25 protein-coding genes are annotated in these 25,299 nt (G+C 61.1%); 13 read left to right on the top strand and 12 right to left on the bottom strand.

The window, feature by feature from the left end; genetic code table 11:
• Positions 1-25 precede the first annotated feature (25 nt).
• The 3 genes from XW59_RS26955 (at position 26) to XW59_RS26945 (ending at position 5,972) form a co-directional block, all read left to right on the top strand.
• Positions 26-1,039: a proline racemase family protein gene (locus XW59_RS26955; RefSeq protein WP_047144373.1), complete on the top strand. Its 1,014-nt coding sequence runs from the start codon at positions 26-28 to the stop codon at positions 1,037-1,039.
• Positions 1,040-1,455: 416 nt separating this feature from the next.
• Positions 1,456-2,379, top strand: a complete 924-nt coding sequence (locus tag XW59_RS26950; RefSeq protein ID WP_170990229.1) for a helix-turn-helix domain-containing protein — start codon at positions 1,456-1,458, stop codon at positions 2,377-2,379.
• A gap of 188 nt (positions 2,380-2,567) precedes the next feature.
• Positions 2,568-5,972 (top strand): autotransporter domain-containing protein, encoded by a 3,405-nt coding sequence (locus XW59_RS26945; RefSeq protein WP_047144371.1) that lies wholly within the window; start codon positions 2,568-2,570, stop codon positions 5,970-5,972.
• A 154-nt stretch (positions 5,973-6,126) separates the two neighbouring features.
• Here the strand turns inward: XW59_RS26945 and XW59_RS26940 are convergent, their stop codons facing one another.
• From XW59_RS26940 to XW59_RS26930, 3 genes are all read right to left on the bottom strand, one after another.
• Entirely contained in the window at positions 6,127-6,516 is a 390-nt protein-coding gene (locus XW59_RS26940) for a hypothetical protein (protein ID WP_136068045.1), read from the bottom strand.
• Positions 6,517-6,588: 72 nt separating this feature from the next.
• Positions 6,589-7,134 carry an STM3941 family protein gene (locus tag XW59_RS26935; protein WP_136068043.1) on the bottom strand — a complete coding sequence of 182 codons (546 nt, stop codon included), beginning with the start codon at positions 7,132-7,134 and terminating at the stop codon, positions 6,589-6,591.
• A gap of 10 nt (positions 7,135-7,144) precedes the next feature.
• Positions 7,145-7,672: a hypothetical protein gene (locus XW59_RS26930; protein ID WP_047144368.1), complete on the bottom strand. Its 528-nt coding sequence runs from the start codon at positions 7,670-7,672 to the stop codon at positions 7,145-7,147.
• 354 nt (positions 7,673-8,026) lie between these two features.
• Here XW59_RS26930 and XW59_RS26925 point away from each other — a divergent pair, with 354 nt between their 5' ends.
• Positions 8,027-8,626, top strand: coding sequence for a TetR/AcrR family transcriptional regulator (locus tag XW59_RS26925; protein ID WP_206077761.1), 600 nt, complete (start codon positions 8,027-8,029; stop codon positions 8,624-8,626).
• Between the two features lie 141 nt (positions 8,627-8,767).
• On the opposite strand, the gene XW59_RS26920 is transcribed toward XW59_RS26925, so the two are convergent.
• The 9 genes from XW59_RS26920 to ehuB form a co-directional block, all read right to left on the bottom strand.
• Complete coding sequence (locus XW59_RS26920; protein WP_047144366.1) at positions 8,768-9,247, bottom strand: VOC family protein; 480 nt, start codon at positions 9,245-9,247, stop codon at positions 8,768-8,770.
• 87 nt (positions 9,248-9,334) lie between these two features.
• Positions 9,335-10,111 (bottom strand): VOC family protein, encoded by a 777-nt coding sequence (locus XW59_RS26915; RefSeq protein ID WP_047144365.1) that lies wholly within the window; start codon positions 10,109-10,111, stop codon positions 9,335-9,337.
• A gap of 4 nt (positions 10,112-10,115) precedes the next feature.
• The gene (locus XW59_RS26910) at positions 10,116-10,838 is read right to left on the bottom strand and encodes a DUF1428 domain-containing protein (protein ID WP_047144364.1); all 723 of its coding nucleotides are present in this window, start codon (positions 10,836-10,838) and stop codon (positions 10,116-10,118) included.
• Positions 10,839-10,885: 47 nt separating this feature from the next.
• The gene (locus XW59_RS26905; protein ID WP_047144363.1) at positions 10,886-11,602 is read right to left on the bottom strand and encodes a glutathione binding-like protein; all 717 of its coding nucleotides are present in this window, start codon (positions 11,600-11,602) and stop codon (positions 10,886-10,888) included.
• Positions 11,603-11,628: 26 nt separating this feature from the next.
• Entirely contained in the window at positions 11,629-12,012 is a 384-nt protein-coding gene (locus XW59_RS26900) for a VOC family protein (protein ID WP_047144362.1), read from the bottom strand.
• Between the two features lie 324 nt (positions 12,013-12,336).
• Positions 12,337-13,083, bottom strand: a complete 747-nt coding sequence (locus tag XW59_RS26895) for an amino acid ABC transporter ATP-binding protein (protein WP_047144361.1) — start codon at positions 13,081-13,083, stop codon at positions 12,337-12,339.
• Between the two features lie 28 nt (positions 13,084-13,111).
• Entirely contained in the window at positions 13,112-13,771 is a 660-nt protein-coding gene (locus XW59_RS26890; RefSeq protein ID WP_047144360.1) for an amino acid ABC transporter permease, read from the bottom strand.
• The gene (locus tag XW59_RS26885) at positions 13,761-14,420 is read right to left on the bottom strand and encodes an amino acid ABC transporter permease (protein WP_052958040.1); all 660 of its coding nucleotides are present in this window, start codon (positions 14,418-14,420) and stop codon (positions 13,761-13,763) included. The genes XW59_RS26890 and XW59_RS26885 overlap by 11 nt, the downstream gene beginning before the upstream one ends.
• A 20-nt stretch (positions 14,421-14,440) precedes the next feature.
• A complete protein-coding gene (gene ehuB, locus XW59_RS26880; RefSeq protein WP_047144566.1) occupies positions 14,441-15,331 on the bottom strand; it encodes an ectoine/hydroxyectoine ABC transporter substrate-binding protein EhuB in 891 nt (296 codons plus the stop codon).
• Positions 15,332-15,454: 123 nt separating this feature from the next.
• Between ehuB and XW59_RS26875 the strand changes: the two genes are divergently transcribed.
• The 9 genes from XW59_RS26875 (at position 15,455) to XW59_RS26835 (ending at position 24,931) form a co-directional block, all read left to right on the top strand.
• The gene (locus XW59_RS26875) at positions 15,455-16,213 is read left to right on the top strand and encodes a GntR family transcriptional regulator (RefSeq protein ID WP_047144358.1); all 759 of its coding nucleotides are present in this window, start codon (positions 15,455-15,457) and stop codon (positions 16,211-16,213) included.
• Positions 16,210-17,409, top strand: coding sequence for a Xaa-Pro peptidase family protein (locus XW59_RS26870; protein ID WP_246666239.1), 1,200 nt, complete (start codon positions 16,210-16,212; stop codon positions 17,407-17,409). The genes XW59_RS26875 and XW59_RS26870 overlap by 4 nt, the downstream gene beginning before the upstream one ends.
• Positions 17,354-18,454, top strand: a complete 1,101-nt coding sequence (locus XW59_RS26865) for a succinylglutamate desuccinylase/aspartoacylase family protein (protein WP_246666238.1) — start codon at positions 17,354-17,356, stop codon at positions 18,452-18,454. The genes XW59_RS26870 and XW59_RS26865 overlap by 56 nt, the downstream gene beginning before the upstream one ends.
• Complete coding sequence (locus tag XW59_RS26860) at positions 18,451-19,632, top strand: pyridoxal-phosphate dependent enzyme (protein WP_047144355.1); 1,182 nt, start codon at positions 18,451-18,453, stop codon at positions 19,630-19,632. The genes XW59_RS26865 and XW59_RS26860 overlap by 4 nt, the downstream gene beginning before the upstream one ends.
• Positions 19,633-20,326: 694 nt before the next feature.
• Positions 20,327-21,079 (top strand): IclR family transcriptional regulator, encoded by a 753-nt coding sequence (locus XW59_RS26855; protein ID WP_047144354.1) that lies wholly within the window; start codon positions 20,327-20,329, stop codon positions 21,077-21,079.
• A 30-nt stretch (positions 21,080-21,109) separates the two neighbouring features.
• On the top strand, positions 21,110-21,904 hold the full coding sequence (locus XW59_RS26850; RefSeq protein ID WP_047144353.1) for an RraA family protein: 795 nt from the start codon (positions 21,110-21,112) through the stop codon (positions 21,902-21,904).
• Positions 21,905-21,962: 58 nt separating this feature from the next.
• Positions 21,963-22,421 (top strand): tripartite tricarboxylate transporter TctB family protein, encoded by a 459-nt coding sequence (locus XW59_RS26845; RefSeq protein ID WP_136068041.1) that lies wholly within the window; start codon positions 21,963-21,965, stop codon positions 22,419-22,421.
• On the top strand, positions 22,421-23,923 hold the full coding sequence (locus tag XW59_RS26840) for a tripartite tricarboxylate transporter permease (RefSeq protein ID WP_047144351.1): 1,503 nt from the start codon (positions 22,421-22,423) through the stop codon (positions 23,921-23,923). Before XW59_RS26845 ends, XW59_RS26840 begins: the two co-directional genes overlap by 1 nt.
• A gap of 27 nt (positions 23,924-23,950) precedes the next feature.
• Positions 23,951-24,931, top strand: coding sequence for a tripartite tricarboxylate transporter substrate binding protein (locus XW59_RS26835; protein ID WP_047144350.1), 981 nt, complete (start codon positions 23,951-23,953; stop codon positions 24,929-24,931).
• Positions 24,932-25,299: the final 368 nt, after the last annotated feature.

Raw genomic sequence — 25,299 nt, 5'->3', positions numbered from 1 at the left:
CCATATGTCTGCCAGGAGCCCAATCATGAAGTTTCAGAATGCCTTCGATGTCATCTATACCCACACCGAGGGCGAGCCGCTCTGCATCATCCACAGCGGCATCCCCTATCCGGTCGGCTCGACCATCGTTGCGAAGCGCGCCTTCCTGAAGGCGAATTACGACTGGGTGCGCAAGGCGCTTATGCGCGAGCCCCGCGGCCATGGCGATATGTTCGGTGTGTTCCTCACCCCGCCTTCCTCGCCGGAATATGATGCCGGATTGATCTATATTGACGGCACCGAATATTCCCACATGTGTGGCCACGGCACCATTGCGGTTGCCATGGCGATGGTTGCCCATGGCTTCGTCGCACCCGGTGAGAATGGCACGACGCGTATACGCTTCGAAACGACCGCCGGATTGGTGGTCGCCGAGGTTGCCTCGCAAGGCACCGACGTGCTCTGGACCCGCTTCGAGAATGTGCCAGCCTATGTCGCCGAGCAGGACATCCCGTTCGAGTTACCCGGCATCGGCGAACTCAAGGCTGATCTCGTTTGGGGCGGCAACTATTTCGGGATCATCGATCTGTGCGGTACGAAGCTGAAGATCTCGCCGGAGAATGGCAGCGAGCTGTCGCGCCTCGGTGTCATCGCCCGCGACATGCTGCGTGACAAGCTGACGATCCAGCATCCGACGCAAGGCCATATCAACGATCTCAACTTCGTCACCTTCTGGCACGAGCCGACGATCGAAGGCGCGTTCTACAAGAACGTTCACGTTTTCAGCGCGGGCCAACTCGATCGTTCGCCGGGTGGGACCGGAACCAGCGCGATGATGGCGATGTTCGAGGCGCGTGGCAAACTTGCCCTGAACCAGCCGATCAAGTCGGAGGGTCTGCTCGGCAGCGGCACGTTCGAAGGTTGCTTGATCGGTGAAACGACGCTCGGCAATACTCGTGCCGTTCGTCCTACCGTCAAGGGCACTGCGGGTCTCCTCGGCACCGCAAGGTGGACCATCAACCGTGACGATCCTGTTGACGCGGGCTTTCTCGTTCTTTGATCGAGCTTGTTGATCCTGATATCGTGGGGGCCGGATCTAATCTGGCCCCCGCGATATCGTTCTGCCCCCGTTGAAGCGGGGGAGATCGCAAGTGGCGCCGATTTAGACATTGTTGGCGTTGCAGACGAGCGCAAGTTTGACGAACGGCATGTTTTCTAGTCGCGCGCGTCGAACTCGCCGGCTACGGCTCCAGCGGTGTTCAACGGAAGGTATCGGGAAATTGAAACTGCCCGATTTACGAGTGTGCGGCGATGGAATAGCTTGCCGCGGACCGCACGCTGCCGGAACCCGAAATGCCTATAGCGACGCTGACGGATGCCGCATTGCAAGTTCCGCGCTCGGTGCTGGACACGCGAAGCCTGCCGTTCAGGCAGGCGCATTCCGTTTGGCAGGAATCGATCGGCGCGCTCTATGACGTGCGCCTCATCGGCGGTGGAGACGAGAATTTGGACTGCCACGCCGAGGCGTTTCATTTCGGCGAGGTGGTACTGACCTACTATCGGTGCGCTGCGCAGAGCTTCGATCGTTCACGGACCCGGATCGGTCGGGATGGCCTCGACCACATCACCTTTCAAATCTGCGTTTCCGGCCGGCACGGGCGACGCGATAGAGGGACGGAGGACGAGGCCGGACCGGGCGATATGTTGATCGCCGACCTCGCCCAACGCCAGGCTACGGCGACTTCGGATTTCTCGAGCCTCAACCTCACCGTTCCCCGCCGCCTGCTTGCGCCGCTTCTTAAGGCGCCCGATGCGCAGAACCTGCGCCGCATTCCCGGTGAGACGCCGCTTATGGTGCTCTTGCGCAATCATTTGCAAGGCCTCCACCAGGCCGCGCCAAGAATGCGCCGTGGGGAGGTCGCGACCATCGTTGGTCCGACGCTGGAGCTGGCCGCGGCAGCCGTCAATGCTGCGGTGGCCGATGAGAACGCTGCCGCTGTACGTATGGCGCTGACCGGCGAAATCCGCCGCCATGTCGAAGCGCGCATCGCCGATCCGATTCTTTCCGTCGAAAGCGTCGCGGCGGCGTTCGCCATGTCGACGCGCAAACTTTATTACCTGTTCGAGCCGCATGGCGGGTTCACGCACTATGTGCAGGCCGAAAGGTTGCGCCGTTGCCGCGCCGAGCTGACGGACCCGGCACACCGGCACGAGAGCGTCGCCGAGATTGCCGGGCGCTATGGCTTCACCCACCGTAAGAGCTTCATCCGCGCCTTCCGCCGCGCCTTTGAGATGACCCCTCGCGAGACGCGCGCGCTCGCCGCGGAAGGGCGTAGCCTTACAGTTTGGCAGGCGGACGCTGCCCGCCATATGTGGCATTGGATTCGCGAGCTGCGCTGAAGCGCGCCGCGTTATCGTGCTGTTAACCATGGATTTTGCAGGCAGAGCCACTTTGCTTGCGCGCGCGGCCACATTTGCCGGCGGGTCGCGCATTCCGCTTGATTGGCGCTCCTCTTCCCATCGAAAAGCGAACCGGATCAGTTCCGGCATGTGTCGGGCTGTGTCGAGTCGCGGGGCGAGAGGATTGCATGTCGACATTCGTTTCCACCTTCCGGGGGAAGGCCAACGCCTACCGCCGGCTCATGACAATGGCGCTTACCGGGGTATCGGCCACCGCGCTCACCTTGGCGCTCACGCCCGCCCGCGCCGAAGAAAGCATCGATAGCGGCCAGATCGTCACGGTGCCGGGAGATCATCCCTCCCCATGGAACCTGGTGGGTGAGACCCTCATAGTCGGTGATACCGGGGCCGGCACACTTATCATAGAAAATGGCGGCATCGTTTCGGCCGATGTCATCGTTGTGGGCCGTGCCGACAACGGCGTCGGCACGGTGACCGTCTCCGGAACCGGCTCGGATCTCACGGCTACGGGATTGGTTATCCAGGTCGGTTCAAGTGGCAAGGGCACTGTCACGGTCAACGATGGCGCCTCGCTCAGTTCGACGGATCTTGTCGTGGGCCATTTCAACGAGGGAACACTGACAGTCACCGGCAACGGCTCGAGCTTTGCGCTAACCGATCATCTGGGGATAGGCTCGTGGGGGAAGGGAACCGCCAGCCTGACGGATGGTGCCGTGGCGGTCACCGGCGGATTGTTGACCCTGGGGGTCTTTGAGTCCGGAGACGGTTCTCTCGACATTTCCGGTGAGGGAACCAGTTGGGAGGTTCAGGAACATGCCTTTATCGGCAATGGCGGCCGCGGCGACCTGCAGGTGCGGAACGGTGCCAGCCTGGACGTGGCGCAGACCCTGAACTTGGGTGACGATGCAACCGGCAGCGGTCGGGTGACCGTCAGCGGAACGGGTGCCAGGCTGATCTTCGGCGACTTGATGGCTGGCGTCCATGGTTCTGCAGTCCTGTATATCGAAAACGGCGGGGCGCTGGGCAACGCCGGGCATAATGCAGTGTTCGGTATAGGCGCAACCGGCACTGCCGACATGGTGATCAAAGGGCAGGGCTCTACCTTTACGGCCAACCTGGTAACCATCGCCGAGGCAGGCAAGGCGACCATTTCCGTCTCGGATGGCGCATGGCTCGAAACTGGTATCACCTCGATGGGTCAGCAGGCCGGCAGCGTCGGCGAAGTGCATCTGTCCGGCCCCGGCACGGTCTGGGCGAACACTGCCGACGACATCTATGTCGGCCAGTTTGGCGAGGGGATCGTGACCGCCGGCGGCGGAGCCAGGATCGATGCAGTCAGCTATGTCCGGCTCGGCGCCGACGTCAACGGGCGTGGCACCATAGCCTTGATGGGGGCGAGCACCGCGCTCGAAGCGGGCGTAGCGATCGAGATCGCCAAGTCCGGTCTCGGCGAATTCACCGTCGCGGGAGGCGCTTCAGTCAAGCATGACGGGAACCTGCTGATCGGCCAGTCGAATGGTTCCATGGGGATAGCCGAGGTCAGTGGATCCGGATCGAGCTGGCAGGGGCTGGGGGACGCCACCATCGGCGAATCCGGCATCGGCACCTTTGCCGTGACGGACGGCGCGACCGCGAGCCTCGTCGGGAACACCGTGGTGGGCGCGGTCGCTGGTGGCGGGGCCCTGTGGGCGGACGGCGGCGCGATTTCGACGGGGACACTAACCCTCGGCGATGCGGGCGCCGGCACGCTGGTGGTCGAGAATGGCGGGTCGGTCACCGTCGGCGGCGGCGCGGGCACGGTGTTGGTCGGTACGCAGGCCGGCTCCCACGGCACCATCAGCATCGGCAACGGCAATAGCGCGGGAACCATCGGCGCGACCAGGATCCAGTTCGGCGCTGGCGATAGCAGCTTGTTCTTCTCCCACACCGACGAGGAATACCGGTTCGATCCAATCCTCAAGGGCAATGCGGATATTGAGCACGGCGGCGGTAGGACGATCCTGACGGCAGACAGCGCGCTCTTTTCCGGCATGACGAGGATCTGGGGCGGCACGCTTGTCGTTGACGGCGTCCTGGGCGGCACCGTCGATGTCGATGCCGGCGGCACGCTCGGCGGATCGGGCGCGGCGGGCGACGTGACCGTCGCTTCGAACGGCACGGTAGCGCCGGGCAACTCCATCGGCACGCTCGATGTCGGTAGCATCATCTTCGATGCCGGCAGTCAGCTCGTGGTTGAAGTCAACGGCCTCGGCAACGCCGATCTCGTCAATGCGGCCGGCACGGCCACGATCAATGGCGGGCTCGTGGACGTGCTGCCCCTCCCCGATGTCAGCATCGATACTCCATATGCCATCGTCACCGCCGGCGGCGGGGTGGTCGGCGGGTTCGATGGCGTGGCGTTCGCCTCGGGCTCGCTGTTCATCACGCCGATGCTGACCTACGACGCCAGCAACGCCTACGTGACGCTGGCCCAGACGACCGACTTTGCCGATGTGGCGCTGACCCCCAACCAGAAGGCCGCTGCCAGCGGCATCCAGTCGGTCGGCGCCGGGCAAGTGTTCTCGGCCATTGCCGCGCTCGGTGACATCGAGGATGCGCGAGACGCGTTCGACGCGGTCTCGGGTGAGATCCATGCCTCGGCTAAGACCGTGCTCGTCGAGGACAGCCGGTTCACGCGCGAGGCGGCCATCAGCCGGATCCGCGCGGCATCGGACAGCGTGGCGGCGCCGCAAACGGCGTCTGTGCTCGACGGGATCGAGTTCTGGGGCCAGGGCTTCGGCGCCCGCGGCGAATGGGAGAGCGACGGCAACGCCGCATCGCTCGAGCGGTCGCTCGGCGGGTTCGTGCTCGGCACCGATGCGGCTGCCGGCGATTGGCGCCTTGGCCTCCTTGCCGGCTACGGCCACACGGAGTTCGACGTCGACGACCGGAGCTCTTCCGGCTCGGCGGCGAGCTATCATCTCGGTGCCTATGGCGGCACCGAGATCGGCGGGTTCGGCGTGCGTCTCGGCGGAGCCTATAGCTGGCACGACATGGAGATCGACCGCACCGCAGCGTTCAACGGATTTTCTGATACGCTCTCATCGAGCTACCGGGCCGGCACCGGGCAGCTCTTCGGCGAGCTCGGCTACGGCTTCACGGCAGGTGCCGCGCGTTTCGAACCCTTCGCCAACCTCGCCCATGTCCGCCATTCGACGCGAGGCTTTGCTGAGGATGGCGGGGCCGCGGCTTTGAATGCGGCTCGCGAGACCGTCGATGCCACCTACACCACGCTCGGCGTGCGGGCGGAAACGGAACTGGCCATGGGCCAGGCGAGGACCGCCCGCCTCACCGGCATGGTCGGCTGGCGTCACGCCTTTGGCAATGGCACGCCAGATGCGACACTCTACTTCGGAGGTGGCGATGCGTTCACGGTATCGGGCGTTTCGATCGCGCGTGATGCGCTGACGCTGGAGGCCGGCGTCGACATCGATGTCTCGTCGACGGCTAGCTTCGCCATCCACTATTCCGGCCAGATCGCTTCGCGAGCACAGGATCACGGCGTGAAGACGAGCTTCAACGTCCAGTTCTGACGAATATGGTACGCTTACGCGAATCTGGTCTCTTTCCAGACGCAAAAGGCGAGGGTGATGACGCTGCGCGTCGCGGCTGACGGGTCCTGAGCAAACTACCGGTATTGCGAATGCCGGTGACGCTTCGATCAAGAACCGCTCTTTCCGGCGACGACTATTGGAAACCTGCAGGGACCTCGACTTCAGGAAAGCGCATCGAGTCGGTTTGGCATTCGTGCCATTTATGGAAGGCGTTGGCCTCGTCTTTCTTCCCGCGACACATGCCGCGCTCGTTGAGGGCCATGCCATAGATCGCTATCGATTGGCAGGCGACCGCCACTTCGACGTCTCGGCTGGGACTGCGGACGCACAAATCTGCGGCAGCGTCGTAAAGCGCGATCAATTGCTCATTCGTTTCTTGTGCTTCAGGGAAATGTTCTGTGTGCGTCCAGGCTGGTTGGCTTAATACAAGGATCACCAGAAACGCTGCACTGTACCATCCGCCAAATACGATTCCTGCTTTTCGGGTATTTGACGAGATTCGAGCTACATTGTATTGGCGCATATCCGTTTCTCCTGGTGATTGCCTTCCGGCCTGGTCACGCCGTTCGCCGAGGCGCCACACTTCATGCCATTTCTATTTCCGCGGCCGCCGGTGCTCCCGCGCATAGGTGCGGAACAGCTTCAGCAGATCCTTGGTGGATATCGGCATTCCCATGAACGAGATGGCCAGTCCGTCAATGCCCAGCCAGCGATTGGCAGCACGGGTCAAGCGCGCCGTCAGCGAAATCCCCGGTCCGCGCCAAACCTCGTCCGTTACTTTCACGATGATCAGCGTGCTTCCCATCGAAGACCATGTCCGAACGCCCAGGACGGCGCTCCAAGGAACAATCTGTGAGGCAACCCGTGTCGCAGTGAAGCCTTCTGGCGATAGTGTAATAACCGGCCGAACGACGCCCAATCCCTGCAGCGACACGAATGCACCGCCGCCTCCGAAGAAAACAACACCGATCCAGAGAGACGCTCGCTCAAGGATGCTAGGCTCGCGAAATAGCGGCCAGACGGCCGCACCGCAAAGACCGGCCATCAAAAACGCGCCGAGGGCGAATGGCCAAACCTTTTGTGGCACCGCGACCAGGGTCGTTTCCTGCGACGTATCAATTGGTTCAAGAGCAGTCTGCATAGCTTGCCCCTCAGCGATGTACGGACACCTTGGTGATGAAAGCGTCGATAGCTGCTGATTGGGCTTCCCATTCGCTGGACGGACAGGCGGCGATGATCAGCAGTTCCACCGCATTTACCCATTGGGTCGCTATCCGGTTGCGATAATCAGTGCCATCCTGTCCGCGATAGCTGATCTCCTCCGAGAAGAAGGCCACCGGTTCGCCGTTGCTGGCGTGCAGCTCCATATCCGGCGTCTTGCTCCTCGTTAAGTCGCCGACCTGCACACTCAATTGCTGCACATAGGCCTCGATCGTATCGTGTGGCGTGCGCCCCGCGGCCTTTGCCGCATCAGCGCCGAGATTCTGCACGAAGGTGATCTGGCAGCCGCCTTGCACCTGCTGAAACCGATACACACCGTTCTGCCCGATGATGTCCGGTCGCCAATTTTTGACATCGACGGGCATTTCGAAGGCAACGTCGGCTTCGGGATTTTGTGCGTTCGCCGAAAGTCCGAAAAGCCAGCCAGCAAGGAAAGCGGCTGCAAAGACTAGTCTCATGGGAATATCTCCGTAGGGGGCGATGCAAGAAGCGGAGGTAGGAAAACGTGGGTTGCGGGCTGAGGTGAACAGGTCGGCGCCATACTATGGCCGAGCAGATCGCGGCTGACAGTTAGACTTCACGGACCTCACGCAGCGTGTTTGGCATCGACAACGATGAAACGCAGCGTTTCCTCACGGGCGTCGCGCTTCTCGTCAAAGGCAATGAGCGGCGCGTTGCCAAGGTCCGCTTGAAGTGCTTCATCCTGACCTCCTCAAGACCGAGACACGAAGGGTCAATCTGTTATAAGAAGGCACCATACAAAAGAATGAACTGGAGTTCAATTCTTAATGGTTTATCGCCGAACGCCTAAGATGCAAAGCCGGATCGACGCCGCACGCGAACAGATCGTGACGGCGGCGCATCGTCTCGTGGCAGAATCCGGTTATGGAGGCACGGGTATTCCCGACATCGCAAAGGAGGCCGGTGTTTCGACAGGCAGCGTCTACGTTCACTTTCCCTCGAAGACCGCTCTCTTTTCAGAGGTGTATCAGCGAGCGTCCCGACATGAGATCGAGGCGTTTCGCGAGGTTGCGGAAGCGCACGGCACAGCTCGCGAACGCTTGGCACGAATGGTGGAGACATTCGCCCGACGGGCGCTTGCGGGCCGCAAGCTGGCGTGGGCTTTGCTGGTCGAATCCGTCAATCAGGAAATCGATGCGGAAAGGCTGAGGTTTCGTGAGCCCTATCGTGCGATCATAGAAGATGTGATCAACGAAGGCATCAATGCAGACGAATTCGTTTACCAGGACGCCCGGGTCACCTCCATGTGCATTGTCGGGGCCATCGTGGAAGCCCTGGTCGGACCCTTGAGCAATGCGCTTGAAACCGACGAGGAGGGGCGCCTGGTCGACAGTCTCACACAGGTTTGCCTAAGATCCGCCGGTCCGATCAACTCCGAGCCAAGGGGTTGACCATCGTCACGCGATCTATCTCGCTCAGGGCCTGAGCTTGTCCCGCGCAACCGTGAGCTGGGCCGCGAGATAAGCGTGATTGGCTTGTCGTCGGCCACGAAACCTGCCTTTGCCATGTGAGGTTCACATACGCGGGCGTCATCAGCCTCGCCGCGCTGCCTCGATCGTGGCGACGTCGATCTTCTTCATGTCCATCATCGCCTCGAAGGCGCGTTTTGCTTCAGCCCCACCGGCTGCCATCGCCTCCGTCAGCACGCGCGGCGTGATCTGCCAGTTGACGCCCCATCTGTCCTTGCACCAGCCGCAGGCGCTTTCTTGACCGCCATTGCCGACGATGGCGTTCCAGTAGCGGTCTGTCTCTTCCTGATCGTTGGTGGCGATCTGGAACGAAAAGGCTTCGCTGTGCTTGAATGCCGGCCCGCCGTTGAGGCCGATGCAGGGGATGCCGGCGACCGTGAAGTCGACCGTCAGCACGTCACCCGCCTTGCCGGCCGGATAATCGCTCGGAGCACGGTGGACGGCGGTCACCGAGCTGTCAGGAAAAACCTCGGCATAGAATCGGGCCGCGGCCTCGGCGTCCTTGTCGTACCAGATGCAGATGGTGTTCTTGGCAATCGTCATTGCTTGTCCTTTCGCTTCTGAAGCTCTGGCAGAGATTGGCGCGAAACCGCCAGCCACCGCGGATGAATTGCCGCCATGCCGGCGGTGTCAGCCGGTTCGCGGTCCAACAAGGCCGAAGCGTGCGCCCCGGTCGTCCTCGGCGACGAGCGCGAAGCAGTTGCCGGGGATCTCGTCGGGTCCCTGAACCGCACGCCCGCCGGCCTGACCAAGCCGATTCACGGCCTCGTCGATATCGTCGACCGAGAAATACACCAGCCAGCCCGGCTGTCCGTTCGGCACTTCGCCCATCACCGCTCCGATGCAGTCCGGCCCCGCATGAATGAAACTGTAGTCGCCGAGTTCCCCCATCGGCATTCCGCCCTCCCGGCGCAGGCCGAGAAGCGCGCCGTAGAATGCGATGGCGGCGTCAGGATCAGCCGCTGTGAGCTCGTTCCAGATCGCATGGCCCTGCGGCACGTTTTCGCCGCACCGGAATGCCCGGCTGTCTTCTTCGCTTGCGCCGCGCATCAGGTAGAAGAGCGCGCCCTGCGGATCGGAAAGAAAGGCAAAGCGTCCGACTTCGGGAATATCGGTTGGCGGCACGTGAACGGATGCGCCCGCTTGCCCGGCGTCCCGCGCGCTGTGGTCGACGTCCTCGACGCCGAAATAGATGAGCCATCGCAACGGCATCTGCTGGCCGTCAGGTTGCTGCATCAGCCCAGCGACCGCCGTGCTGTGCGCGCTCGCGATGCGATAGTCCATGTCCGGGGTTGCGGGCATACGCTCGAACCGCCAGCCAAGCACACTGCCGTAGAAGCGCTCGGCCGCATCGGCGTCCGCCGTGATGAGTTCATACCAGATAGGAATTCCCTGCCGGTTCGTCATTGTCTTATCCCCTGGCGTCGTTGACGATCTCGAAGCCGCCGAAGATCATCCGCTTGCCGTCGAAGGGCATCGGGTTGTCTTTCATATGCGCTTCCATCTCCGCGAAGAGCCTCGCCTGTCCCGCGTCGCGGGTCGTCTTGTCCGGCCATTCTACCCACGAGAAGATGATGGTTTCATCGTCCCTGGCCTTCACCGAGCGGTAGAAATCCGTGACCTTGCCCTCGGGCACGTCCGCGCCCCAGCACTCGACCACGCGCAGCGCGCCCTCGCGCAGGAAGAGCGGTGCGGCCTTTTCGGCGTGTGTGATGAACTTTTCCTTGTTGGCGGTCGGCACCGCGCCGACGAAGCCTTCCACATAGCCGGCCTTGCCGCCTTCGCCCTGATCGACGACCGGCTCGAAACCGCCGAAGATCATGCGTTGGCCGTCGAAGGGCATCTCGCCGATCTCGGCCATACGCGGGTCGTTCATCATCTTTTCCGACGCCGTATCGCGTATCGCGCGGTCGGCATATTCGATCCAGCCGAAGCCGATCGCCTCGTCGTCCCTCGCCTCGACGGCGCGGTAGAAGTCGGTCGTCTCGCCTTTCGGCACGTCGTTGCCCCATGCGTCCACGATCCGGCCCGCGCCGAATTCCTGGAAGAAGCGTACCGCCTTCCTCGTATGATCTAGAAAGGCCTCGCGGTTGGCGGTGGGGATGGCGGTTACGAATCCTTCGATGAAGGGCATGGTAATCTCCTTGAGAGTCTGTCGGGCACGAATGGTCGGAAGACGCGTCAGCCCTTTTTTTCGTATTTCGCCGCGTTCTCCCGGAACGGCGCCAGTTGCCCCTCGAGCGCTCTCCGAAACGCAGGGCGGTCGGCATGCAGAGAGACGTAATCGCGAAGATCTGGCTGGTCGTCGAGGAGTTCGAAGCTGTCGGCGATGCGCAGAACCGTCACCATGATCAGGTCTGCGACCGTGAAGCGGTCCGCGACCAGATACTGCCGCTTGCCGAGCACATCGGCGAGTTGCTTCAATCGCAGGACGGCGCCGTCCCGTGCGGCAGGCCGGATCGTCGCCACCGCGCCGGCATCCGCTATGCCGAAATGCCGCGGCTCCTGCTCGAAAAAGAAAAGTGTCGCCATCATGCTCAGCGGCGGCTCCACCGTGTTCAGCGCGGCGAACATCCAGGACAGGCACTGGTCGCGCTCGGCCTTGTCCTTCGGCAGGAGGATTTCGCTCGCCTCGGCAATGCGCCACACGCAAGCCCCGGACTCAAACATGGTCCCGGAGTCGGCCGTCAGCGTCGGTATCTGGCCAAAGGGCTGACGGGACATGTTGTGCCCGTGGGCCTGCGTGCCTTGCGGCACGAGTTCGACCTCGTAGGACAGCCCCGCCTCCTCAAGTGCCCAGCGTAACCGTAGATCGCGGACCAGCCCCTGCGCGAAACCCGGCACCCAGTCATAGGCGGTGATCCTTACAGGCTTCCGGTCGGAAACGATGGCATTCATGAGACTGCTCCTCTCTTTCGGCGATGTCAGTCGCCGGGCATCTGGTTGATGTGCAGGATGTTGCCGTCCGGGTCTTCGAACCAGACGAGCTTCATGCCTTGGGCATGATGGATATTGTCGCGGAACTCCCCGATTTCGGGATAGTGCTCGAAGACGACCCCCTTCGCGGCAAGGTCGGCGACGATCGCATCGATCCCGTCCCCGACATCCCAGACCACGGCGTTGGCGCGATTCGTTCCCGCTGTGTCCGAACGGTAGACGACGAGATGCGTCTTGCCGGTGCGAAACACCATCACCTCGTCCATTTCATCTTCGACCAGATCAAGGCCAAGCACGTCCGAATAAAAGCGCCGCGCACGCGCGATGTCGGATACGGCAACGATGGCCGAGGAATTGCAATCCTTGAACATGGTCTCCTCCGTGGTGGTCGGTTTGATAATTACGTTGATATCAACATAATTATCCCATGTCCAGCTAAAACGTCGAATCACGAAATCATGCCGTTCGAAACAATGCTCTTCGCGGTTCCGGTCTGGACGAGAATGCGCCGCGATGCGGGAGCCATGCTGGCAAGCTTTTCCGGACCCTGCAGTTTCTGCAAGCAGACCGACTGCTCTTGGCCCCGGACGTCTCTATGGCGGTATGACTAACGATGGGCTCCGGCCGTGTTCCCGATTTTGAGTAGCTCGCGCGGATGTCGGTAACACATGGCACGAGCGTGCTCGAGGATCTCCTTAATGAAGGATTTGGCTTAGGAATTTCTTGGTTCGGTCGTTCCGTGGGTTGCTGAAGAACACATCCGGCGTGGCCTCCTCAATGACCATGCCTTCGTCCATGAAGACGATACGATCCGCGACCTCTCGAGCGAAGCCCATTTCATGTGTGACGCAGATCATGGTCATGCCGTCCTTCGCCAGCGCCGACATCACATCCAGCACTTCCTTGATCATCTCCGGATCGAGCGCCGACGTGGGCTCATCGAAGAGCATGACTTTCGGCTGCATGCAGAGCGCACGGGCGATCGCAACGCGTTGTTGCTGCCCCCCAGAGAGCTGTGCAGGATACTTACGCGCCTGATCGGGAATGCGCACCTTCTCCAGGTTTTCCATCGCCAATGCTTCAGCTTCAGTGCGCGGCATCTTCTTGGCACGGGTCAGCGCCAGTGTGCAGTTCCCGAGAACACTAAGGTGAGGGAACAGGTTGAACTGCTGGAATACCATGCCGATTTGACGGCGGATCGGCGCGAGGTTGCCTGCCCCGGGTTTCAGTTCGAGCCCGCCGACTGACACTTTTCCCTTCTGATGCGTTTCAAGCTGGTTGACGCAGCGAATGAGTGTCGACTTGCCCGAACCGGAGGGGCCGCAGATGACGATTCTTTCTCCATCCGCGACCGACAGGGAAATCCGCCTGAGCGCATGGAAGTCTCCGTACCATTTGTCGAGGTCGGTGATTTCGACAGTCCCGGTCAGATTCTCAATCATTTCGCGTCCCGAAGGTCATGGTTGCATTCTATCGTTTGCTCGATGCCAGAAGCCGCTGTTCGAGACCTTTCACGGCCTGCGCGATCGCCACCGCCAGCGCGAGAAAGATCAGGCCGGCGACGAGGACGGGCTCGGCGTAGCGGAAGGTTTCGGAAGCAATATCGAGGGCGCTGCCGAACATTTCGGGCACTGCGATGACGGCGAGGTAGGGCGTGGCCTTGAGAAGCGAGATGAAATAGTTGCCCATCGGAGCGGCGATGTTGCGCAGCATCTGGGGAAGGATGACGAGGAAGATCGTATCTGCTCTTCCAATTCCGAGCGCCTTGGCAGCTTCGAACTGGCCGGAATCGATTGCGTCGATGCCCGCCTTGAACACTTCGGCCAGATATCCGGAATAGTAGATGCTTAGAGCAAAGACCCCTACCACGAGGGCGGGAAGCGTGACGCCGTAATAGGGCAGAACAAAGTAGAGAAAATAGATCTGGACCAGCAGCGGCGTGGAGCGGATGGCGTCGATTACGAACCGCATTAGAGAGCGCAGCGGGCGATTGAGGCGGCGCAGGATTTCCCAGGTGAAACCGAGAAGAGCGGCGCCGATCGAACTGACGACCGTAACCCAGATCGTCGTGAAGAACGCAGATAGGATAAGCGGTGCCGTCGATATGGCGAACTCGAGATCAAAATTCACGATGCTTGCTTTCTGCGTAGCTGGCGCGCTGCTCGATGGAGCGGCCCAGGACGGTGACCGGATAGCAGATGATCAGGTAGGCGATGAGCAACCCTGAGTAGATCCCGACGGGGTTGTATTCCACCTGTGCCAGCTCCTTCGCCCGGTAGGTCATGTCAGTCAGCGTAATCAGGGAGACGAGCGCTGTGCCTTTGATGAGTTGGATGAGCTGATTCATGAAGGTTGGCACCATCGACCTCAGAGCTTGTGGCAGCTCTATCAAAAGAAGGATCGTCCAGCGTTGTAGTCCGAGCGCCAATCCCGCTTCCACCTGGCCATGCGGCAGGGCCTGCAACGCTGCGCGGACGGCCTGGCTGCCGTAACCGCCGATGTTGAGACCGAGCACCAGCGAGGCTACCGTCATGGCCGACATGCGGACGCCGAAGGCAGGCAGGCTGTAGTAGAAGACGAACAGCAGTACGATGACCGGCGAACTGCGCCAGAACTCGATAACGGTCGTTACCAACACCCTGCGAACACCCGGGAGGAAATGCTGCAGCACGCCGGCGACGAATGCGAACGGAATCGCGTATAGAAGACCGAGCGCCGTGACGGTCGCGGTTACGCGAAACCCCTCGAAGATGCCCGCGATGATTTCCAACAGGCTCACGGTATGCAGTCTCCAGCCTGTTATTGTTCGCCCGAACAGAGCTTCGCGGTCACGATGAAATCCGGTGCTTCTTCTTCGGTGGTGAAGCCGTATTTCTCCATGATGGCCGTGAGCGTGCCGTCGGCCTTCAGCGCGGCAAGCCTTTCGTTATAGGCATCCCTCAGATCCAGATCGTTCTTGCGAAAGGCGATCGCGGCGTAGTTGGCGGCCGGAAGACCGTTAGGTTTCACAAAGCCTTGGAAAGGCGTGGCCCGCTCCAACCCCGTGATCTTCGGGTCCGAGAGGACCGACACCACCGTTGCGGTCGAGAAGGTCACCGCCTGAACACGCCCTGCCATGATGGCCGAGACGGATGCTTCGGTATTCTGGAACTGCTGTATTTGGGGGGTGGGGATGCCGGAGGCTATTGCATTGCCCATGTTGGCGCTGCCACGTGAGCCGCCGATGAGGACATTTGGATTAGCAGAGATATCCGCGTAGCTGTGGAGATTGTGAGGATTGCCCTCCTTGACGATCAACGCATCGCCGATCGCCAGATCCGGCTCGCTGAACGCAACCTGCTCGCAGCGGGCGGGGGTGACGGCCAGACCCGATGCGACCACGTCTATGCGTTGAGCGAGCAGGCCGGGGATGAGTGCGCCAAAATCGGAAATGATGAACTCTATCTCGGTTACGCCGAGTGGCTTGAAAGCAGAACGGATCAGGTCCGGATGGAATCCCGTGGCTTCGCCATCGGGACCGCGGAATCCCCACGGCGCCTGATTGTGGATGCCGATAGTTATCTTTCCCGATGAGAAAATATTTTCACGTGTGCTTTCCGCCTCGCTCTGGACTGTAGTCGCAGCCAGCATTGCGTATGCGATAAAGCCCGAGATCAGTGCGCGCTTCGCGTTCTTCATTCTGGTTTGCATGAACCCCTCCAAGAGTTGACAGCGTCGCCCGAACATACTAGGTATACCAGGTATGTCAATAACCCTCGACTGCGGTACGGATCGTTGAAAAAAAGAGGGCTGGAAGAGCGGAGCGAAATCAGGATGGCGGGTAACGAAGTGCTGCTGAACGGAAGTTCGCTGCACGAGGGCGTGCGGGAGGAAATCCGACGGCGCATTGCGGCGGGACTTTACATCGAGGGAGAAGCGATCCCTTCCGCGGCTCAGCTCAGCGAGGAGTTCGGCGTCAGCGCCATCACCGTGAAGCGTGCGCTGCGCGACCTGCAATCATTCGGAGTTTTGACGGCAGTAGCGGGCAAAGGCACCTTTGTGAAACAGCAGCGCCGTTTCCTTCGCGAACTCAGCGTAGGTATGTCTTCCACCGAGGATGCGCGCCGACGCGGTCTCAAGCTAACGGTGGACCTTCTGTCTATCACGAGGGAGAAGATCGTTGATCCTGCCTTGCTGTCATTCGATCACTCCGATGCGCTTAAGTTGTGCGTGCGCAAGATCGTCTACGCTGACGGTATGCCCGTCATGTATGACGCGACATATGTCTCGACGGATATGCCCGATGAGATCGTCGAGGAGTTCAGCAATTGCCTCGTCACGGACGCCTTGCAGAACCACGGCGTGGGTTTGACAGACATTCACCTCATCATCGACGCCGCGCCGGCTTCCGTTCCCGCACAGCAAGCCTTTTCGATCCCGAGCGGGTATCCGATGCTTCGCCGGCTGTATCACCAGAAGACGACGAGACCGGATATTTCCGTGGTAGGTCTCGTGGAGTCGCCCTTCGACAGGCTGGCTTGTTCCGTAACGCTTCCTGTAGGTAAGCAGGCTTTCGGGGAGCGGGAAGCGTGAGCGTTCGCCGGACCTCTGGCTCGATCGTGCTTCCTCCGGCTCCCGCCGTCGACGTGCCGCTGGCCGAACTGGGGTTGCGGCTGGCGAGCCTTCGCGCCCGAATGGAGCATGATGGGCTGGATGCTATTGTCCTGTCCGACAAGAAGAATGTCGAGTATGTCACGGACTTGCAGACGCTATCGTGGGCCTACAAGGCGAGGCCGCTTTTCGTTCTGGTCACGGCGCGGGAACTGATCGTGATCGGAAGCCTCGCGGAACGTAAGAATGTGGAGACACGACCTCGCGGCTTCGTGGCACGATACTACAATGGCTATCTTGTGGAGGCCGTGGCGATGGTGGTCGACGCCGTCCAGGTCACCGTGGGGACCTCGACTCCGACAATTGCCCTGGATTACGGGCAGGACATGTTGGGGCGGGGGTCGCTCGAACTGATCGAGGCGCTGCAGTCGCTATCGGCGAACCGGCGTCTTGCAAGCGCGGCGTCGACGCTGTGGCATGTACGGTTGGTTAAATCCCCGCTGGAGATCGAGCGAAAGGGCATCGCACTGGCGATCGTCAACGAAGCATTCGACGAAGCCATTGCGCAAGCGCGCATCGGCATTACCGAGTTCGAGCTCTGCCGCATGTTACAGGCTCGGATCTACACCAACGGCGCTGAAAGCGCTGACCCGATCGCGATGCTGTTCAGCAAGGGCGATTTCATCTATTGCCGCCCGCCCGGTACGCGTCACCTTCAGACAGGACACTACGTCTGGACGGATTTCCGGGCGACCTATGGCGGGTACCCCGCTGATCGCAATCGCACCGCGCGCGCGGGAGCACCTCTTCGGTGGGAGGAGGAGGTCTACACAGCGATACGCGACCTGACGATCGCGCTTGCATCCTCAGTACGACCCGGCATGATCTGCTGCGATGTTCACGCCGAATTTCAAAGACTGTGGAGCGATGCCGGCCTCGGCAAGGTTTATGGCGCCGTTTCGCGGATTGGCCATGGCGGAGGGCTGGATGTCACCGAGCCGCCGTCGATTTCGCCGTCCGACAGGACGGTCATCCGGCCCGGTATGATCCTGCACCTCGAGCCGAAGCTCGAGCGGGATGGAGCAGTCTTTCAGTTCGAAGAGGTCGTTGCGGTGGGCGCCGATGGCGTCGAGTTCATCAGCGATCTGTCACCCGAACGCATCCCCGTCATTCTTTAGGCATGCAGCAGTTTCCGGGCCATTATCCATGACTTCCCAAACACGCATATGGACGCCACTCGACTTCGATCGGGACGGAAAGCAATCGGACTGTCTACGGCTGCCGATTTCGACAGACCTCTCCGCCTATGGATGGGTTCCCATTCCGGTGGTTTGCATCAAGAACGGAACCGGACTCACGGCCGTCCTGATCGCGGGTAGCCATGGAGATGAATATGAAGGACAGGTCGCGCTTCACGACCTAGCTCGTTCAATCCAGCCGGCGGAGATCCGTGGCCGCATCATCATATTACCTGCGCTCAACTCTCCTGCCGTCGGCGCAGGACGGCGGGTATCACCGATGGATGACGGGAATTTGAACCGTCTCTACCCCGGCCGCGCAGACGGTTCCGCGACCCAGATGATCGCCCATTACGTCTCTACCGTTCTTCTGCCGATGGCCGATCTCGTCGTCGATCTGCATTCCGGCGGACGCTCGCTCGAATATGTCCATTGCGCCCTCATACGGCCTTCAAAAGACCCAGGGAGGCAGAAGGCAATGCACGAACTGGTCAGGGCTTTCGGGGCGCCGTTCAGCTACGTCAGCGACGGCCGGGGCGGTGGAGGCGCGACGACGTTGTCCGCCACTGCCGAGACGATGGGCGTGCCGGTCCTGACGACGGAGCTCGGCGGAGGTGGCAGGCTGAGCGTGCGGGGCAAGTCCCTGGCCGATGCCGGTGTTCGCAGGTTGCTGCAGATCGTCGGAATCCGCGACGACGGGACCGTTCCGGAGGCACCAGCCACGCGAATGATGGAAGTGCCGGGTCGGGAATATTTCGTTTATGCGGATTTCAATGGCCTGTTCGAGCCGCTGGCAAACCTCGGAGACGAAGTTTCAGCAGGCCAGTTGGCCGGCTTGATCCATTCGTTCGAGCATCCGATGAAAGAACCTCATCCGATCCGCTTCCAGGTGTCCGGGATGGTGGCCTGCCGCAGGTTTCCCGCGCTTACGGCTCGCGGTGACTGCCTTTTCGGTCAGATGCGCGACCTCGAGACGCGAGAATGACAGTGCCGGCAATCGATCCATTACCCCTGAACTCAAAGATAGTCGGAATGCGCTGCATTCGCTGCCAGGCTTGCTTCCCGGTGGCAGATTATTTGGAAGGATGTCCTGCTTGTCTCGCATCCTCCCTGCCATCGAGCCTGGTCTTCGACTATAGGCTGGCGGCCGCCGGTGCGCCGTTCAACGCGCGTGAATGGCTGGTATATGCAAGCGATCCCCAGTTGGGGGAGGGCGACACCCCGTTGGTAGAGCTTCCTCGGCTGGCGTCAGATGTCGGGATAGCCCGGCTGACGGCCAAGTACGAGGGCGCGAACCCGACCGGTTCGCACAAGGACCGGATGAGCGCACTGTTTATCCAGCGTGCGAAGAGCGCCGGCTTTCCAACCGTCGCTATCGCCTCCAGCGGTAATGCGGGTGTGTCGCTGGCCGCATACGCGGCGGCCGCCGGCATCGAATGTGTGGTCGTGACGACGGAAAAGATGACAGACAATTGGCGTCGAGCCATCGAAATGCACGGTGCCCGGCTCATCGCGACATCCACGGTCGATGATCGGTGGCATCTGATTGCTGGAAAAGCGCGTGCTGGAGAGTGGTATCCCGCGACCAACTACATAATCCCGGCCGTTGGCAGCAATCCGTTCGGCGTTGATGGATATCGGGCGATAGCCTTCGAGATGTTTTTGCAGTGGCAGGATGCGCCTGCCACCGACGTTCTGGTGCCGACTTCACGTGGTGACGTGCTCTGGGGCGTAGCACGCGGGTTTCATGATCTGCGTCAGGCCGGATATTTGACCGATGTGCCGCGGGTCCATGCAGTGGAGCCGTTCCCGCGCATCGAGCGTGTTCTGAGCGGCGAGGATTACCGCACGCTTTTCTCCGGGCAAACATTGATGACGTCGCTTGGAGGTAGCACCGTTGCCTACCAAGCGCTCGACGCACTACGTATGGCGGGCGGCTCGGCCGTAGCGGTGAACGAGCCGGCCGTCATCGAGGATCAGCGCCGGCTGGCACTGGAAGGGCTTTATCTGGAGCTTTCGAGCGCCTCGGCCTTGACCGGTCTGCGCAGCCTCATGAAGCGCAATGTAATTCCCGCCGGCGCACATGCGGTTCTGATCGCAACGTCGCACGGTTATAAAGAAGAACCCAGCTTCACGGCGCCCATTCCAATATTTTCCGGTTAGGCTCAGGATGCTGTCCTGCCTCATGCCACCGCTTGCACCCGGTTGACGTGGGCAACGAAATGGCGGCTTAGCGGCAGCTCGATTCGAAACCGGCCGGTCAGTTTTTGTCCCTTGGGCGGGCATGGTACCGATGCGGTCTTCGCCTCATAGCCTCCTATATAGATGCGATTATATGTCGGCTTCGTGGGCGGCGAGCCCTTGCAACCGCCGTTCGGCGAGCGGTTCGTCGCTAAGCGAACGACTGCTGCGGAGGTAAAGCATATCGGTGTGCAACTGCGCAAACCGTCTCGCCCGGCTCGCCGCCGCGATGCGGACGTTCTTTTCGCGGCGGACACTCATTGCGCTCAGTCCGCGTGCCCATGAAACTCAAAATGGCGTACCGGCATATCGCCATATACGCAGAGCCCTCAAGGCTTCGGATATGCCTCCTACAGCCTGATCCGAAAAGTGATGCATGGACATCGCCCTGATGTCTGCTGCCAACACCATCCGATCCGAGGAACGGTTGTTCTTGATGGTGATCGCGCATGGATGCAGGCGGAACTGAAGGGCGTTGGCGATCAACTTCAGACGCGCGGGTCCCGCTGTCCCGTATCTTGCAGCGAGCGTCGGTCAACTTACTGGCTGCCTTGACTCGGGCTTGAAATACAGGCTAGTTTAACGAAATAGAAACATATTTCTATAGAGTAGAAAATTGAAAGAAGCCGATCGCCATATTGTGGCAGTCTCCGCCGCCCTGGAGGTTCTTGCAGCCTTCGACCGGGATGTGCCGTTACGGCTCAAAGACCTGCACGAGCGGACCGGCCAAAACAGGAGCCGACTGCTTCGACTGCTCGGGACGCTCGAGAACCACGGCTTCGTGCAATCCAATTCGACCGACGGCACCTACGAACTGGGCGGCGTGCTTTACCGACTGGGCTCTTTGATGAATGACCGCTTTTCGCGGGTGGATGCCACGATCCGACCCGTTCTCAAGCGGCTTGTCGCGGAGACGGGCGATACGGCCTTCTTCTCAAGCGTCGAGGGATTGCGCCGTGTGGTCGTGGTGGCGGAGGAGTCCACCGAAGCTTTGCGGTTCACCGCGCGCGAAGGTCAGAGCCGACCCTTGCATCTCGGTGCAAGCAGCAAGGTGTTGCTTGCTTTCGCCGACGCCGAAACCCGTGAACGGGCAATGGCAATGGTTTCCGAAGACGAACATCCGGCGATTCTGAAGGACATCGACGAGATCACTGCCAATGGGTTCGCCGTGAGTCGCGGGGAGATCACTCCTTACGGCTTCGCGATCGCCGTGCCTGTGACGCAAGACGGCGGCCGTGTCGGCGCGCTGAGCCTGGCGGGCGTACTGAGCAAGCTCAGCCCCGATCTCATCGATCAGCATGTCGACCGACTGCGCAGCGAAGCTGCCCGGCTCGAACTTGCGCTGCGTTCTCCCCTCGCGACCCTTTGACGGGCGCCGACAACAATACAGGAGCATCCCGTGACCAAGAACAAAGATCAGATCGATCGCGACTATGAAGAATACAAGCTTGCAGGTCGCGTTTGGGGTCAGGTTCCCCAGGAACGTATCTCCAAGATTAGGTTCCCGCGTCCCAGCAAGGAAGTCATTGCGGAGTTCGAAGCGCTCGATGACTTGACGACAACCATTTCGGATGTGCTCGATTCGCTCGGCATCCGCGGCACGATCGCCGGCTCGCACATGCCGCCGCTCCTTCCCGGCAAGAAGATTGTCGGCACGGCTGTGACCGTTCGATCGATCCCCGAGCGCAAGACCTCGACACAAGGTTACATTGACAAGGACTTCATCCAGATGTCGACCCGGGAATCCTACTACCTTGGAGAGCCAGGTGACATTCTGGTCTGCGATTTCGGGGGCAATCTCGAGGTCTCCAACATGGGCGGGCAGTCGGTCACCGTGGCGAAGTCGCGCGGCTTCGTCGGCGCGATCGTCAATGGCGCGGTTCGCGACGTCGATACGATACGCAACGCCGACTACCCGGTCTGGTGCAAGGGCGTTACGCCGATCACGGGTAAGTTTCGCATGCAGGCGATGGAGCTCAACGGGCCGGTAACGGTACACGACATCATGGTCGAGGCCGGCGACCTCATCGTCGCCGACGGGTCGGGCATCTGCGCGATCCCCTTTGACCTCATCGAGACCGTGCTCGAAAAGGTCAAGGGTATTCTCGCGGAGGAGGCGACGATGCGCGACCTGATCGAGAGCAAGCGCCCGCTGGACGAACTCCGTCCGCTCTACCGCAAGCGCTATTCCTGACGCCTCGTCGCGGCGTAACGCCGGCCTGGCGTCGAATACAGAAACGAGGAGGAGCAGCTTGAACCGGATCGTCGTCAGTTCCGACTTCCTGAGCGGGGCTCTGTTCATGCTGTTCGGCGGAGGCTTCATCCTCATCGCTCGCGGCTACGAACTAGGCACCTCGGTACAGATGGGCCCAGGCTATTTCCCGCTCGCGCTTGGCTGTGGCGTGGTGCTCATCGGGCTTGCGCTTTGCGGCAAGGCCTTCCTCGCTCCTGCCGGCGGGGAGTGCGCTGCGGAATTCCATGTCCGCCCGGCGCTATTTGTCCTTGGTGGCATGATCGTCTTCGGTCTGGCACTCCGGCCGTTTGGCCTCATCGTCTCGGCCGTGTTGATGGTCGTTGTCGCGAGCTTTGCCGGCTCGGAGCGTCGATGGTGGGAGGTTGTGCTGCTCGCGTGCGGGCTGGCCATCTTCAGCGCCCTTGTCTTCGTCGAAGCGCTCGGCGTGCCGATGCCGCTCTGGCCGCGAGGTCTGTAATGGATTTCGCTTCCAATATCGCTCTCGGCATGTCGGTGGCCATAACGCCGTGGAACATCTTCTATTGTTTCGTCGGCGTTACGCTCGGCACGCTGATCGGTATCCTGCCCGGCATCGGGCCTCTTGCGACAATGGCGATGCTGCTGCCAGCCACCTACGCGCTAGAGCCGACGTCTGCGCTGATCATGCTCGCCGGTATCTATTACGGGGCCCAGTATGGCGGCTCGACCAGCGCCATCCTGTTGCGGCTTCCAGGTGAATCGTCCGCCGTGGTCGCCACTCTCGACGGCTATGCGATGGCGCAAAAGGGAAAAGCAGGCGTTGCCCTCGCAATCGCCGCCATCGGATCCCTGATCGCAGGCACGCTCGGAACGTTCGTGCTCGCGGCGTTCGCTCCGGCATTGGCGAAGCTTGCGATCACATTCGGAGCGGCCGAGTATTTCGCTCTCATGGTGGTCGGACTCGTGGCTGCGATCGTATTGTCATCGGGCCCTATCTTGAAATCGCTCGGAATGCTGATGCTCGGCCTCCTGTTCGGCCTGGTCGGTGCCGACATCAATTCGGGCATAGACCGCTTTACCTTCGGTATCCCAGAGCTCTCAGGCGGGGTCAGCTTCGTCGTCGTGGCACTCGGCCTCTTCGGCATCACCGAGATCCTGAGCAACCTCGAAGCGCGCGAGAAACGGATACTCGTGTCGGCAAAAATCGGCCGTCTGATGCCACGTTGGAGCGAGCTCAGGCAGGTTATGCCGGCTATCCTGCGCGGGTCCGGGCTTGGGTCGCTTCTCGGTATCCTGCCTGGCGGTGGAGTTACGATGGCGGCCTTTGCGTCCTACACGATGGAAAAGCGGGTGGCTGCCGATCCGGACCGGTTCGGCAAGGGCGCGCCAGAAGGCCTGGCTGGGCCGGAGTCGGCCAATAATGCGGCCGCCCAGACCTCGTTCATTCCGTTGCTGACGCTCGGCATCCCGTCCAACGGCATCATGGCGATGATGATGAGCGCCATGCTCATCCACAACGTCCAGCCCGGGCCGCAGATCATTACCGGAGCGCCGACGCTGTTCTGGGGGCTCGTTGCCTCAATGTGGATCGGCAATTTGATCCTGGTGATTCTCAACCTGCCGATGATCGGCATGTGGGTCAGGCTGCTGCTGGTGCCCTATCGCCTGCTGTTCCCGGCCATCCTGCTCTTTTGCTGCATCGGCCTCTATAGCGTGCAGAACAACACGACGGACATCTATCTCGCCGTGATCTGCGCGGCGATTGGCTACGTGTTTTACAAGCTGCGCTGTGATCCGGTGCCGTTCCTGCTCGCCTTCATCATAGGGCCGATGCTGGAGGAAAACTTCCGACGCGCCACGCTGCTTTCGCGCGGCGACTTCGGCGCCCTGCTGACCCGTCCACTGACGGCGAGCCTGCTGCTGCTGGCCGTTGCGCTGCTCGTCCTCGCAATACTGCCCAAGATCAGACGCACCCGAAAGGTTGCATTTCAGGAAGACTGAATCGTCATCGTCAAGGAGGAAACAACGATGTTCAGACAGGTAGCGGTCGGATCGGCCGCAATCATCGCCGCGCTTGCGATGGCTCTGCCGGCGCATGCGCAGGAATGGCGCCCGACGCGCCCGGTCGATCTGATCGTGCCATCCGGCGCGGGCGGCGGCCACGACAACAACGCACGCCTGCTGGGCGCGGTCATGGAGAAGTATGCGGGACAACCTATAAACATCATCAACCAACCGGCGGGTGGAGGCGTGGTCGCGTATCGCGAAATGCGCGATGCTGAGCTGGATGGCCACACGATCGGGCAGGTGTCGGTCTCGATCGTTTCCGATCAGTTTCGTATCGAAGGCGTCGACTATAACAAGGATTCATACGGTTATATCGGCCAGATTTCGGCAGACCAGAACGTGCTGGTCGTCGCTGCGAACGGTCCCTATGGCGAGATGGACGTGAACCAGTTCATCGAAGCGGCAAAGGCTGAGCCCCAGGCCGTCGCTTTCGGTGTCTCGGGCAACTGGACCAACCACGACTATACCCGCTACCAGATCGAGCAAGCCACGGGCGCGCAGTTCCTGCGCGTGCCCATCAAGGGCGGTGCCCAGATCGTGCTGTCGTTGCTCTCCGGCGACGTTCAGGCAGGCGCGCTCTATCCTTCCGAGATCAAGGCTCAGGTCGATGCCGGCGAGTTGAAGCCGTTGGCACATAACGGCTCGGAGCCGCTAGCCGCATGGCCGGACGTGCCAAGCTTCACGTCGCTTGGGCTCGAGGTCAATCTCGCGATCTGGCGCGCGCTCGTGATCCCGAAGGATACCCCGGAGGACATTCGCAAAGGTTGGGAACGCATCCTTGAGCAGGCGATGAACGATCCGGCACTGAAGGAAGGCTATGCGAATGCGGGTATCGGCTATGCCTATCGCAACGCGACCGATACGGTCGAACTGGTGAACGAGGCCGAGACAGCCTACCGCACGATCTCGGAGGCGGCTGGTGTCCGGAAGGAATCGCAATAAGCCTCAACCAGAATCGATAGTACTCGTCCTGGCCGCCGCAGCGATGCAAAAAGCACAGGATGCGGCGGCGAGGACGGCCCCGTCGCGGTGGAGGGTGCGAGTTCTTGCCAGCCTCGATCGGGCCGGCGCATCCAGGGTGGGCTGACAGTTTGGGAACGGCAAGCATGTAAAATGCTCCGCAAGTGTCCGACGCGGGGGGCGGAAACTGTTCGGCCGGACGTTCCAACTCGGCCGCATCGGATGAAGGAAATGATGGTCATTGTCTTCCGCTCGTTTTTCGCCTTTTCAAGGAGGAAAGCGAGACTTGCTGCCTTGCTGGAGCAAGTAAAGTCTGCTCAATGTGTAATGAGCAAGTGGAGGACGTGTTT

Source organism: Aquamicrobium sp. LC103 (genome assembly GCF_001014615.2).
Taxonomy (GTDB): domain Bacteria; phylum Pseudomonadota; class Alphaproteobacteria; order Rhizobiales; family Rhizobiaceae; genus LBCQ02.
This window is presented reverse-complemented; position numbering and strand designations above follow the sequence as displayed.

Bases quoted from the DNA above. Each gene is read 5' to 3' on its own strand.
- XW59_RS26945 (WP_047144371.1), top strand. From the start codon at position 2,568: ATGTCGACATTCGTTTCCACCTTCCGGGGGAAGGCCAACGCCTACCGC.
- XW59_RS26930 (WP_047144368.1), bottom strand. From the start codon at position 7,672: ATGAGACTAGTCTTTGCAGCCGCTTTCCTTGCTGGCTGGCTTTTCGGA.
- XW59_RS26840 (WP_047144351.1), top strand. From the start codon at position 22,421: ATGGATTTCGCTTCCAATATCGCTCTCGGCATGTCGGTGGCCATAACG.
- XW59_RS26875 (WP_047144358.1), top strand. From the start codon at position 15,455: ATGGCGGGTAACGAAGTGCTGCTGAACGGAAGTTCGCTGCACGAGGGC.
- XW59_RS26940 (WP_136068045.1), bottom strand. From the start codon at position 6,516: ATGCGCCAATACAATGTAGCTCGAATCTCGTCAAATACCCGAAAAGCA.
- XW59_RS26905 (WP_047144363.1), bottom strand. From the start codon at position 11,602: ATGAATGCCATCGTTTCCGACCGGAAGCCTGTAAGGATCACCGCCTAT.
- XW59_RS26900 (WP_047144362.1), bottom strand. From the start codon at position 12,012: ATGTTCAAGGATTGCAATTCCTCGGCCATCGTTGCCGTATCCGACATC.
- XW59_RS26895 (WP_047144361.1), bottom strand. From the start codon at position 13,083: ATGATTGAGAATCTGACCGGGACTGTCGAAATCACCGACCTCGACAAA.
- XW59_RS26935 (WP_136068043.1), bottom strand. From the start codon at position 7,134: ATGCAGACTGCTCTTGAACCAATTGATACGTCGCAGGAAACGACCCTG.
- XW59_RS26835 (WP_047144350.1), top strand. From the start codon at position 23,951: ATGTTCAGACAGGTAGCGGTCGGATCGGCCGCAATCATCGCCGCGCTT.
- ehuB (WP_047144566.1), bottom strand. From the start codon at position 15,331: ATGCAAACCAGAATGAAGAACGCGAAGCGCGCACTGATCTCGGGCTTT.
- XW59_RS26925 (WP_206077761.1), top strand. From the start codon at position 8,027: ATGCAAAGCCGGATCGACGCCGCACGCGAACAGATCGTGACGGCGGCG.
- XW59_RS26915 (WP_047144365.1), bottom strand. From the start codon at position 10,111: ATGACGAACCGGCAGGGAATTCCTATCTGGTATGAACTCATCACGGCG.
- XW59_RS26910 (WP_047144364.1), bottom strand. From the start codon at position 10,838: ATGCCCTTCATCGAAGGATTCGTAACCGCCATCCCCACCGCCAACCGC.
- XW59_RS26860 (WP_047144355.1), top strand. From the start codon at position 18,451: ATGACAGTGCCGGCAATCGATCCATTACCCCTGAACTCAAAGATAGTC.
- XW59_RS26955 (WP_047144373.1), top strand. From the start codon at position 26: ATGAAGTTTCAGAATGCCTTCGATGTCATCTATACCCACACCGAGGGC.
- XW59_RS26920 (WP_047144366.1), bottom strand. From the start codon at position 9,247: ATGACGATTGCCAAGAACACCATCTGCATCTGGTACGACAAGGACGCC.
- XW59_RS26865 (WP_246666238.1), top strand. From the start codon at position 17,354: ATGGCGTCGAGTTCATCAGCGATCTGTCACCCGAACGCATCCCCGTCA.